11 protein-coding genes are annotated in these 11,415 nt (G+C 65.9%); all 11 read left to right on the forward strand.

Annotation, left to right across the window (positions count from 1 at the left end):
* On the forward strand, positions 1-834 hold an 834-nt coding region (gene glpD, locus AC1DJT_RS27630), incomplete at its 5' end, for a glycerol-3-phosphate dehydrogenase (protein WP_476835289.1).
* A gap of 123 nt (positions 835-957) precedes the next feature.
* Entirely contained in the window at positions 958-2,451 is a 1,494-nt protein-coding gene (locus AC1DJT_RS27635; RefSeq protein ID WP_476776376.1) for a carboxypeptidase M32, read from the forward strand.
* Between the two features lie 111 nt (positions 2,452-2,562).
* Positions 2,563-3,354: a DeoR/GlpR family DNA-binding transcription regulator gene (locus AC1DJT_RS27640; RefSeq protein WP_476835290.1), complete on the forward strand. Its 792-nt coding sequence runs from the start codon at positions 2,563-2,565 to the stop codon at positions 3,352-3,354.
* Positions 3,355-3,485: 131 nt separating this feature from the next.
* Complete coding sequence (gene phnD / locus AC1DJT_RS27645; protein ID WP_441507078.1) at positions 3,486-4,475, forward strand: phosphate/phosphite/phosphonate ABC transporter substrate-binding protein; 990 nt, start codon at positions 3,486-3,488, stop codon at positions 4,473-4,475.
* A 23-nt stretch (positions 4,476-4,498) separates the two neighbouring features.
* Complete coding sequence (gene phnC, locus AC1DJT_RS27650; protein WP_441507123.1) at positions 4,499-5,296, forward strand: phosphonate ABC transporter ATP-binding protein; 798 nt, start codon at positions 4,499-4,501, stop codon at positions 5,294-5,296.
* Positions 5,293-6,102, forward strand: a complete 810-nt coding sequence (phnE, locus tag AC1DJT_RS27655; RefSeq protein WP_441490871.1) for a phosphonate ABC transporter, permease protein PhnE — start codon at positions 5,293-5,295, stop codon at positions 6,100-6,102. Before phnC ends, phnE (AC1DJT_RS27655) begins: the two co-directional genes overlap by 4 nt.
* Complete coding sequence (phnE, locus tag AC1DJT_RS27660) at positions 6,099-6,938, forward strand: phosphonate ABC transporter, permease protein PhnE (RefSeq protein ID WP_476835291.1); 840 nt, start codon at positions 6,099-6,101, stop codon at positions 6,936-6,938. Before phnE (AC1DJT_RS27655) ends, phnE (AC1DJT_RS27660) begins: the two co-directional genes overlap by 4 nt.
* Positions 6,916-7,818 carry a TIGR01459 family HAD-type hydrolase gene (locus tag AC1DJT_RS27665; protein ID WP_441490872.1) on the forward strand — a complete coding sequence of 301 codons (903 nt, stop codon included), beginning with the start codon at positions 6,916-6,918 and terminating at the stop codon, positions 7,816-7,818. Before phnE (AC1DJT_RS27660) ends, AC1DJT_RS27665 begins: the two co-directional genes overlap by 23 nt.
* 266 nt (positions 7,819-8,084) lie before the next feature.
* Positions 8,085-9,275, forward strand: coding sequence for an extracellular solute-binding protein (locus AC1DJT_RS27670; protein WP_441507076.1), 1,191 nt, complete (start codon positions 8,085-8,087; stop codon positions 9,273-9,275).
* A gap of 1 nt (position 9,276) precedes the next feature.
* Positions 9,277-10,305, forward strand: coding sequence for a Gfo/Idh/MocA family protein (locus tag AC1DJT_RS27675; protein WP_476769961.1), 1,029 nt, complete (start codon positions 9,277-9,279; stop codon positions 10,303-10,305).
* Positions 10,302-11,306 (forward strand): Gfo/Idh/MocA family protein, encoded by a 1,005-nt coding sequence (locus tag AC1DJT_RS27680; protein ID WP_476769959.1) that lies wholly within the window; start codon positions 10,302-10,304, stop codon positions 11,304-11,306. The genes AC1DJT_RS27675 and AC1DJT_RS27680 overlap by 4 nt, the downstream gene beginning before the upstream one ends.
* The last annotated feature ends 109 nt before the right edge of the window (positions 11,307-11,415 follow it).

Genomic DNA, 11,415 nt, shown 5'->3' on the forward strand with positions numbered 1-11,415 from the left:
GTCCAGGGCAGCCATATCGTGGTGCGCAAGCTCTACGAGCATGACCGCTGCTATATCTTCCAGAATTCCGACGGCCGGATCGTCTTCGCCATTCCCTATGAGCGCGACTTCACGCTGATCGGCACGACCGATCGCGACTACCACGGCGATCCCGCGACCGCTTCGGCCACGGCCGAGGAGATCGACTATCTCTGCGCGGCGGCAAGCGAGTATTTCAAGCAGCCGGTGACGCGTGAGGGCGTCGTCTGGACCTATTCCGGCGTTCGGCCGCTCTATGACGACGGCGCCTCCATGGCTCAGGAAGCAACGCGCGATTATGTCCTGACGCTCGACGCACCCGAGAGGGAGGCGCCGCTATTGTCGGTCTTTGGCGGGAAGATCACCACCTATCGCCGGCTGGCGGAGGCTGCAATCGCGCGCCTGGCGCCGCATGCGGGCTGGGCGAAGCAGCCCGGCTGGACTGTCAGCGGCCCCTTGCCGGGGGGCGACTTTCCGGTCACCGGCTTCGATACGCTCGCAGCCTCGCTCAGTGCCGCGCATCCGTGGCTGCCGCGCGAGACCGTCACCCGGCTCGCCCGTGCCTACGGCACCCGGGCCCGCGATATCCTTGATGGCACAGGCTCGCTCGCTGACCTTGGCCAGCATTTCGGCGCCGATCTCTATGAGCGCGAAGTCCGCTACCTCATGCGTGCGGAATGGGCCGAGCGGGCCGAGGATGTGCTCTGGCGCCGGAGCAAGCTCGGGTTGAGGCTGTCGGAGGCCGGCGCCCGGACACTCGACGCCTTCATGACCGCGACCGCGGAAGCACGCCTCGCCCCTGCGACGCGAGGCTGATCTCCTGCAGTTCATCCATGGGCTTGTGAGGCGCCCGCCTGCTCCCGTGCGCTTGATCAAGCCCTGGGAATGACGCACCACTTTGCGCCCTGCCCTACGGCTACCGGATTGCGAGTTTCCGCCATGACTGCCTATGCCGAGATTTCCGCCCATTTCAGCCGCGTCGCCGCCCTGTCCAATGCCATTGGCATCCTGCAATGGGACAATGACGCGATGATGCCAAAGGGAGCGGCCGATACGCGGGCCGAGAGCATGGCGTTGCTGCATGTGCTGCGCCACGGCATGGTGACCGAGCTGCGTATCGGCGACTGGCTATCAGAAGCCGAGGCCGATACGACGCTTGGCGCCTGGGAGCGGGCGAATCTGCGCGAGATCCGGCGCAGCTGGACGGTCGAGACCGCGTTGCCCAGCGATCTGGTCGAAGCATCGAGCAAGGCAGTTTCGGCCTGTGAGATGCGCTGGCGCCAGGCCCGGGCCGATTCGGATTTTGCCGGCCTGCTGCCCTTTCTGGCCGAGGTGCTCAAGCTTCAGCGCGAGATCGGGCGGGCCAAGGGCGAGCGGCTCGGGCTCTCGCCCTATGATGCGCTGCTGAATGATTACGAGCCCGGCGGCCGCGCGCAGCGGATCGACGGGCTGTTCGACGATCTCGCGGCCTTCCTGCCGGGGTTCACGCAGGAGGCGCTGGCAGCGCAGGCCAGGCGGCCTGCCGCCCCGAGTCTGGAAGGGCCCTTTCCGATCGAGGCGCAGCGCCGGCTCGGCCTGAAGATGATGGCGGCGCTCGGCTATGATTTCGAGCGTGGCCGGCTCGACATCTCGACACATCCCTTCTGCGGGGGTGCCGACAATGATGTGCGTATCACCACCCGCTATGACGAGGCCGACTTCACCAAGGCCCTGATGGGCGTGTTGCACGAGACCGGTCATGCCCTCTACGAGCAGGGCCGCCCGCAAGCCTGGTTGAGCCAGCCGGTCAGCCATGCGCGCGGCATGAGCCTGCACGAGAGCCAGTCGCTGCTGATCGAGATGCAGGCCTGCCGGAGCCATGAATTCATGAGCTTCGCGGCACCGCTGATGCGCGAGGCCTTTGGCGCGAGCGGTGCGGCCTGGGACGCCGGGGCCCTGTGGCGCAATGCGACGCGGGTCCAGCCCGGCTTCATTCGCGTCGATGCCGACGAGGTCACCTATCCCGCCCATGTCATCCTGCGCTATCGACTGGAGCAGGCCCTGATTGCGGACGCCATGCCGCTCTCGGAGCTGCCCTCGGCCTGGAACGAGCAGATGCGGCAGCTGCTCGGCATCACGCCGCCGGACGACCGTCTCGGCTGCTTGCAGGACGTGCACTGGCCGAGCGGCGGCTGGGGCTATTTCCCGACCTATACGCTCGGTGCGATGACGGCCGCGCAGATCTTCGACGCAGCCTGCCGGACCCAGCCGGAGATCCTGCCCGCCATCGGGCGCGGCGATTTCTCCCCGCTCCTCGACTGGTTGCGGACCAACATCCACAGCCAGGGCTCGCTCTACGAGACGGACGAGTTGCTGACCCGCGCCACCGGCCGCCCGCTCGACGCTGGAGTGTTCAAGGCGCATCTGCGCCGACGCTATGTCGGAGAAGGGTGACTTCGCCCGCAATAGAGCTGGCAGAAATGTAAGATATCTTCCACAATCGCGAACAGGCCGCGCGCGGCGCTCCCGCGCCCGGCTCTCTTCGTCCAGGTGCAAGAGGTCGACATGTCAGCGCGCGGCGCAGCCTCCCCGAAACCCGCTGCCCTGACGCGCCGCCAGCGCAGCGTGCTTGCGGCGGTCCAGGAGCTCGGGTTCGTCACGATCGACGGGCTCGCAAGGGAATTCGAAGTGTCGAGCCAGACGATCCGGCGCGACATCATCAAGCTGCAGCAGGCCAATTACCTGCACCGCTTCCACGGCGGTGCCGGCCTGACGGACGGCACGTTCCGCCCCGGCTACGCGCAGAAGCTGACGACGGCTCCCGCCGGCAAGGAGCGGATCGGCAGAGCGGTGGCGGAGATGATTCCCGACGGCGCATCGGTCTATCTCGATGTCGGAACGACGGTCGAAGCCGTCGCGCGGGCGCTTTTGAGCAAGATGACTCTGCGGATCATCACCTGCAGCGTCTCCGTCGCGATGATCTTCTGCTCCCACGGCAAGGTCGACGTGTTCGTGACGGGCGGCAGCGTCCGGGGCGCGAACGGCTCGCTCGTCGGCAGCGTCACCACCGAAAGCCTCAAGATGTTCAGGGTCGATTATGCGGTGATCGGCTTCGGCGGCTTCGACGATGACGGCGCGCCGATGGATTTCGACCTGGAGAAGATCGCGGTGCGGCAGGTGGCGCTGGCCCATTCCCGCCATGGAATCGCGGTCGCGGATGCTTCCAAGTTCGGCAAGGCCGGCGTTGCCCGCGTCGCGCCGCTCTCGGCCTTCCATGCTCTGGTGACCGATAACGAGCCGCCCAAGCCCCTGCGCCGCCTGTTMGACACGGCTGGCGTTCGCTGCGTCGTGGCATGATGCACGATTTGAGAGGATAGCCGGCAAAATCATGATTGCATGATCGTTCCCGCGCATTATGATCATTTCAGATCAACCGCACCGGCCGCTCAGGCCGCCAGAAGATGCGGCAGAGAATCTGGAGGGAACGGATGGTTCGGATTTCGCTGGCCGCGCTCGGCGCGGTAGCCATGGGGCTCGCCCTGGCATCGCCCGCCCATGCACAGAGTTGCGCAAATCGCGGCACGCTCGATGCGCGTTATTGCGATGCGGATAACGATCTTCTCGCGGATACGCCGAGCGACAAGGCGCAGCAGAAGAACCCGGATACGCTGGTCTTCTCCTACACGCCGGTCGAGGACCCGGCCGTGTACGAGAACGTCTTCTCCGATTTCCTGGCCCATCTCAGCAAGGTCACGGGCAAGCGTATCCGCTGGTTCTCGGCAGAATCCTATGCGGCCCAGATCGAGGCCATGCGCTCGGGCCGCCTGCATATCGCGGGCGTCGCCAGCGGCCCCACGCCGTTCGCGGTCAATCTTGCCGGCTTCGTCCCGATCGTTGCCATGGAGCGCCATGACGGCGGCGTCGGCTATACGCTGCAGCTGATCGTGCCGAAGGACAGTCCGATCAAGAGCATTGCCGATCTCAAGGGCAAACGCGTCGCCCATGTCGCGCCCTCCTCAAATTCCGGCGACACCGCGCCGCGCGTCTTGTTCAAGGACAAGGGGGTCGAGCCGGGCAAGGACTATGAGGTGCTGTACTCCGGCAAGCACGACAACTCGATCATGGGCGTCGTGAACAAGGATTATGACGCCGCTCCCGTCGCATCGAGCGTGGTCGACCGCATGAGAGCCCGCGGCATGTTCAAGCCCGACGACCTGCGCATCGTCTATGAATCGGCGCCCTTCCCGCGGACCGCTTTCGGCATTTCGCATGACCTCGCGCCCGAGCTGCAGGACAAGATCAAGCAGGCATTCGCGACCTTCGACTTCAAGAACTCCAAGTTGGCCAAGGAGTTCAAGGACGAGAAGGGCTTCAAGGCGTTGAGTTACAAGGCCGACTGGGCCGATATCCGGACGATCCAGCGGGATACCGGCATCGTCTATACCCAGGACGGCCTCTCCAAGCTGAAGCCGGATTGATGACGACCCCTTCCGGCACGCCGCTGCTGCGGATCGAGGCGCTCGAAAAAACCTACCCGACGGGCAAACGCGCCCTGGCTGGCGTCGATGTCACCATCGACCGTCCGCAGGTCGTCGCGATCATCGGCTCATCGGGCGCGGGCAAGAGCACGCTGATCCGCTGTATCAACAGGCTGGTCGAGCCGACGGCCGGGCGCATCCTGCTCAATGGCGGGGATATTGTGGCTCTCGATCGCAAGGGGCTGCGAGCCGCGCGGCGGCGGATCGGCATGATCTTCCAGGAGTACAATCTGGTCGAGCGGCTGACCGTGATGCAGAACGTGCTCTCGGGCCGGCTCGGCTATGTCGGCCTGTTCGCTTCGCTGCGCTACCGCTTTCCGCCGGAGGATATCCAGTCGGCCTTCGCGCTTCTCGACCGCGTCGGGCTCGACGGCTACCACAATCAGCGCGCCGACGCCCTGTCGGGCGGGCAGCGGCAGCGCGTCGGCATTGCACGCGCACTGATGCAACGGCCCGATCTGCTGCTGCTCGACGAGCCAACGGCCAGCCTGGACCCGAAAACCGCCCGCCAGATCATGCGGCTGGTGCGCGAACTGGTCTCCGAACGGCAAACGCCAGCGATCATCAATATCCACGACGTCGCGCTGGCAAAGGCCTATTCCGACCGCATCATCGGCCTGCGCGACGGCGTCGTCGTCTTCGACGACGGGCCGGCCGAACTGACGGACGAGGTTCTCTCGGTCATCTATGGCGACGAGGACTGGATCCTGCCCGGTGAGGGCGACGACGAACCCGCGCCGGCGCTTAGTTCCGCCTCATGAGCGCCACCGCCTCCCCCGCCTATCCGACCACATGGCGGCCGCCGAGCCTGTTCGGCAGCCGCCGGCGCCGATTCATCTTCTGGGCCGCCGTCGTTGCCTATGTGATCTGGTCGGTGTCCGACCTCAATATCGACGGCAACCGCATCCTCGCCGGCCTGCCGCGCGCGCTCGATATCTTCGCGCGCATGTTCCCGCCGGATTTTTCGCGCTGGGAGATGCTGCTCTCGGGCATGGTGGAGAGCATCCAGATCGCGATCGCCTCGACGATCGTCGGCGCCCTGCTCGCAATCCCGATCGGGCTGGCTGCCGCTGCCAATCTCTCGCCGCGCCCGCTCTATTTTCTGGCGCGCGGCTTCATCGTGATCGGGCGGACCTTCCATGAGGTCATCATCGCGATCTTCTTCGTGAAGCTGTTCGGCTTCGGCCCCGTCGCAGGGCTGCTTACGCTCGCCTTCTCCTCGGCGATCTTCCTCGGCAAGATGCTGGCCGAGGACATCGAGAACATGAAGGAAGGCCCGGTCGAGGCCATCCGTGCCACCGGCGCGAGTTTTGGCCAGGTCGTCGGCTACGCCGTGGTGCCGCAGGTCATGGTCAAATCGCTCGGCGTGCTGATCTATCGGCTCGACGCCAATCTGCGCCATTCCACCGTCATCGGCATCGTCGGCGCCGGCGGCATCGGCCAGACGCTCTCGGCCTCGTTCTCCCGCTACGATTTCGATTTCTCGAGCGCCATCCTGCTCACCATCGCGGCGCTCGTTGCGCTCGGCGAGTGGTTCAGCGACTGGGCCCGGCGGAGGCTCAGGTGAAGGCGAATGCAAACCAGCGCCGGGATGGCGGGGCTCAGCCCAAGCGCATCTATCCCGACCAGTGGGAACGCCATACGCCGCGCGAGCGGCTGACGCAGTGGCTCTGGCTCCTCGGCGGCGCATTCGCAGCCGTCTGGTCGGTTTCGGCACTCGACATCGAATGGGCCTTCTTTGCCGATGCGCATGAACAGGCGGCCGACCTGATCCAGCGGATGTGGCCGCCGCGCTGGTCCTATCTGCCGGTTGTCGTGCGTCCGCTGATCGAGACGATCCATATCGCGACGCTCGGCACGATGATCTCGATCGTGCTCGCGCTGCCGGTCGCGTTCCTGGCCGCACGCAACACCACGCTGAACCAGGGAACCTGGCTTCTCGGGCGCGCAATCCTCGTGCTGTCGCGCTCGATCAACACGGTGATCTGGGGGCTTCTCTTCGTCGCCATCTTCGGCCCCGGCCCGGTTGCCGGCATCTGCGCGGTCGCAGCCCGCTCGGTCGGCTTCATCGCCAAGCTCGTCGCCGAAGCGATCGAGGAKGTCGAGGCCGGCCAGATCGAGGCGGTGGAGGCCACCGGCGCCGGCACCTTCCAGATCTACGGCATCGCCATCCTGCCCCAGATCCTGCCCGTTCTGATCGGCACATCGATCTATCGCTGGGACATCAATGTGCGGGAGTCGAGCGTGCTCGGCTTTGTCGGCGCCGGCGGCATCGGGCTTCTGCTCTACGCCTCGATCAACCAGTTCGCCTGGAGCCAGGTCCTGGTCATCCTCATTGCCATCCTGGCGATCATCATCATCAGCGAGGCGCTTTCCGCCTATGTCCGTTCACGTATCACCTGAAACCGGAGCCGCCGTCAGCCATCTCTCCGGCCTCGCCGAGGTCGCCCAGAGCTATGACGGCTTCCTGCTCGACCAGTGGGGGGTGCTGCATGACGGCACGACCCCCTATCCCGGCGCAGTCGACTGCCTGCAGAGGCTGCGCTCGGCGGGAAAGGCGATCATCATCCTCTCCAATTCCGGCCGTGGGGCTCGGGAAAACGAGGAGCTACTCGCCCGGATGGGCTTTGCCCGCGAGCTGTTCGACCATGTCGTTTCGGCCGGAGACGACGCCCGCGACGCGCTGCTGACCGAGCAGGATCCGTTCTATCGCGACCTCGGCCGCCGCTGCTTCCTGTTTGCGCGCGACGGCGAGGACCACCTGATCGAGGGTCTGGGCCTGACCAGGGTCGAGAGCACCGAGGCCGCCGACTTCCTGTTCATGCTGAGCATGAACCCGCCGCAGCAATCGCTGGCCGGCTGGCGCCCGGCGCTCGAGGCTGCAGTGGCCCGCGATCTGCCGATGATCTGCGGCAATCCCGATCTCTACCGCGTTCATGCCGACGGCACGCTGCATGAGGCGCCCGGACTTGTCGCCCGGTGCTATGCCGGGCTTGGCGGGCGGGTTCGCTATCACGGCAAACCCGAACCGCGCATCTATCGCAGCAGCCTGCAGCGGCTCGGCCTGGCTCCGCGGCGTGTGCTCGCGGTCGGCGACTCGCTTGAGCATGACGTCGCCGGCGCAACCGGTGCCGGAATCGATGTCGCCTTCATTGCCGGCGGCATTCATCGGCAGGATCTGGGTTGGCCGACACCGGATACGGTCGACCATGCGAGCTGCGCCAGGCTCTTTGCAACGGCCGGATGGATGCCCGGTTACGTCGTGCCCTCCTTCGCGTGGTGATTGCCGCGCCCTGACACGGCCGCTGCCAACCCCCGTCCACATCACCGCCAGACGATCCGTTGGCTCTCAGGCCATCGGCTTGCAGGCTGCCAAGCCCTGAGGGCCTGGCGGCGCGCGCCGTCATGCTCTCCGCGAAGCCGTCCCCCTCCTTAAGGTCAAGCTCCCTCAACTAGTCGGCCCGGAATTGGTGTACTAGTATACATGTCAAGGCCTCGGCGCGCGTCCGGTCTGGTTGCGCGGATAGCAGGCCTATCGAGGGAGAGACCATGACCGAAATCACACGCCGCGGCGTGCTGCATGGAGCAGCCAGCCTTGCCGCTCTCCAGGCGACAGGCGCCTTCGCCCAGGGCCTGCCCCTGCCTTCCAGCCCGGTTGCGCTGAACATCATCGACGTCGCCGGCAACCTGCAGCTGACCCAGGCTTCGATCGAACGCTTCGCCAAGGAAAACCCAAAGCTGATCTCGCGGGTGAATTTCTCGCGGGCGCCCTCGCCGGAGCTGCCGGCGAAGCTCAAGGCGCAGCAGCAGGCCAACCGGGTCGATCTCGACCTCGTGCTGACCGGGCCGGGCGCGATGTCCGACGGCATCCAGCAGGGACTGTGGATCGACGTCTGGAAGTCCTATCCGTCGCAACTGCCGAAGGCTGAAGACGTCTATCATGAGCAGGCGCTGATGATGCAGCGCAACTTCGGTCAGAACGAAGGTGTCGCCGTCGTCTATTCCCCGTCGGGGCCGCTTTTCGAATACATCCCGGCCCGGCTGAAGACCGTGCCCAGGACGGCTGCCGACCTGCTGGCATATGTGAAGGCCAATCCCAAGCGCTTCACCTATGCCCGCCCGCTGAATTCCGGGCCTGGCTGGACCTTCCTCCAGGGCATGCCCTACATCCTCGGCGACAAGGATCCGAGCGATCCGATGAACGGCTGGGACAAGACCTGGGCCTATCTCAAGGAGCTCGGCACCGGCATCGACTACTATCCCGGCGGCACGGCCGCGACGATGAAGGAACTCGGCGAAGGCACGCGCGACGTCATCGTCTCGACGCTCGGCTGGGACATCAACCCCCGCGTGCTCGGCATCGTGCCGAAAGAGGCCGAGGTCTTCGCGCTGGAAAACACTCACTGGATTCCCGACACCCAGTTCATGTGCATTCCCAAGGGCGTGCCGGAGGCCAAGGTCGCCGTCATCCTGGCGCTGATGTCGTTCATGCTGAAGCCCGAGCCGCAGGCCGCGACTTATGACAAGGGCTATTTCTATCCCGGCCCGGCCGTGAAGGGCGTGACGCTCGCCATGGCGCCGCAGGAAAGCCGCGACGTCATCAAGGAATTCGGGCGCGCCCATTATGACGAGCTGATCGCCAAGCTGCCGACCCGCCCGCCTCTGACTCCGGAACGGCTCGTCGCCGCCTTCCGGCGCTGGGACCAGGAGATCGGCGTTGGCCACGGAGCACCCCAATAGCATGCGCTTTGCCGCCATCGGCCTCGACCACCGCCATATCTACAACATGGTCGAAGGTCTCCTCGAAGCCGGCGCTGTCTGCGCCGGCTTCGATCCGCGCACCAGCGACGAGCGCGTCGTTGCCGGCTTCCGCGAGCGCTTTCCGCAGCTCCAGGCCATGGATGCCGACCGGCTGATCGACGATCCCTCGATCGATCTGGTCGCCAGCGCAGCGATTCCCTCGGAGCGCGCCGCGATTGCGATCCGGGCCATGCAGGCCGGCAAGGACGTCATGGTCGACAAGCCGGGCGTGACCACGTTCGCGCAGCTTGCCGATGTCGAGGCGACGGTCGCCCGAACGGGGCGGATCTTCTCGATCTGCTTTTCCGAGCGCTTCCTGGTGCCTTCGACGATCATCGCCGGCAAGCTCATCGCCGACGGCGCGATCGGGCGTGTGGTACAGACCCTGGGTGTCGGCCCGCATCGACTTAACCGCGCGATCCGGCCGTCATGGTTCTTCGACCAGAGCGCTTTCGGCGGCATCCTCACCGATATCGCCTCGCACCAGATCGACCAGTTCCTGCACTTCACCGGTTCGCGCGATGCGGAGATCGTGGCGTCGGGAACGGGCCATTTCGGCAGCGCTGAGCTGCCGGGTTTCGAGGATTTCGGCGAGATCCTGCTGCGCAGCCCGCAAGCCGGCGCCTATATCCGCGTCGACTGGTTCACCGCTGACGGGCTTCCGACGTGGGGTGACGGGCGGCTGACCATCCTCGGAACGGCAGGCACGATCGAACTGCGCAAATATGTCGATATCGCAGGCCGGCCGGGCACCGACCATCTCTTCCTGGTCGATGGGAACGGCACCCGTCATATCGATGCCTCCCGTGAGCCGCTGACCTACTTCCGCAATTTTGTGGCGGATATCGCCGGCAGGACCGAGAGCGCGATGTCTCAGCAACACGCCTTCACGGTCTGCCGGCTGGCGCTGGAAGCGCAGGCGAAGGCCGTGCGGCTGCCCGCCCGCGCGAGCGAAAGGACTGCTTCGTGACCCGCAAGATCGGCATTGCCATCGTCGGCCTCGGGCCAGCTTCCCTGCCGCATTCCCGCAGCCTGATCGACCTCGCAGAGAGGGTCGATGTACGCTGGGCGGTCAGTCGCTCGGCAGAGCGAGCCGGGGCCTACCGCAAGCAGTTCGCCTTTCCGGTGACGACCGATCTCGATGCCGTGCTGGCTGATCCAGCGGTCGAGGCCGTCATTGTGCTGACGCCGCCGAGCAGTCATCTCGACGTGTCCGCGCGCTGCTTCGAGAATGGCAAGCATGTGCTGGTCGAGAAGCCGCTGGAGTTGACGGTCGCGCGCGGCGAGGCGCTGGTCGAAGCCGCGCGCCGTTCCGGCAAAGTCTTCGGGGTCGTGCTGCAGCACCGATTCCGGCCTGCGAGCCTGCGCCTCAAGGCTGCACTGGCCGCCGGCGAACTCGGAACCGTGGAGGCCGCTTTCCTGAGCGTGCCGTGGTGGCGTCCGCAGGCCTATTACGACGAGCCCGGCCGCGGCACGCTGGCGCGTGACGGTGGCGGCGTGCTCCTGACCCAGGCGATCCACTCGCTCGACCTGTTCCGCTCTTTGGTGGGTGTGTCCCAAGTGGTCGCGGCGCAGGCGCGGACCACGAAGCTGCACCGCATGGAGACCGAGGATTTCGCCTCGGCGCTGCTTGAGCTCGGCAATGGCGCACCGGGCACGCTGATGACGACGACCGCCGCCTATCCCGGCCATCCCGAGCGCATCGAGATCATCGGGACCCAGGGCTTCGCGACATTGATTGGCGGCACGCTTAGCCTCTCCTTCCTCGACGGCCGCAAGGAGATCGTGGAGGCGGAGGGCAGCACGGGCAGCGGCGCCAATATCATGGATTTCCCCCATGATGCGCACCGTGCGGTGATCGCCGATTTCCTGGATGCGGTCACGACCGGGCGCGAGCCCGTCGTGACGGGCAACGAGGCGCTGGCATCGCAGCGGCTCGTCGACAGCATCCTCGCGGCCGCGAGGCGTTGAGGCGTCGCCTCTAAAATCCTATCCGGTCATCATGGCATCCCGGGCCGCCCTGCAGGCGCCCGGGATGTTCTTGTCGTGTGCTGGACAGTCGCGTTCGACTGGCCTGCTC

This window comes from Allobosea sp. 05T422_2 (assembly GCF_056396265.1).

Excerpts from the sequence above, each read along its gene's own strand:
- AC1DJT_RS27635 (WP_476776376.1), top strand. The coding sequence starts at position 958 with ATGACTGCCTATGCCGAGATTTCCGCCCATTTCAGCCGCGTCGCCGCC.
- phnD (WP_441507078.1), top strand. The coding sequence starts at position 3,486 with ATGGTTCGGATTTCGCTGGCCGCGCTCGGCGCGGTAGCCATGGGGCTC.
- phnE (WP_441490871.1), top strand. The coding sequence starts at position 5,293 with ATGAGCGCCACCGCCTCCCCCGCCTATCCGACCACATGGCGGCCGCCG.
- AC1DJT_RS27665 (WP_441490872.1), top strand. The coding sequence starts at position 6,916 with ATGTCCGTTCACGTATCACCTGAAACCGGAGCCGCCGTCAGCCATCTC.
- AC1DJT_RS27670 (WP_441507076.1), top strand. The coding sequence starts at position 8,085 with ATGACCGAAATCACACGCCGCGGCGTGCTGCATGGAGCAGCCAGCCTT.
- AC1DJT_RS27675 (WP_476769961.1), top strand. The coding sequence starts at position 9,277 with ATGCGCTTTGCCGCCATCGGCCTCGACCACCGCCATATCTACAACATG.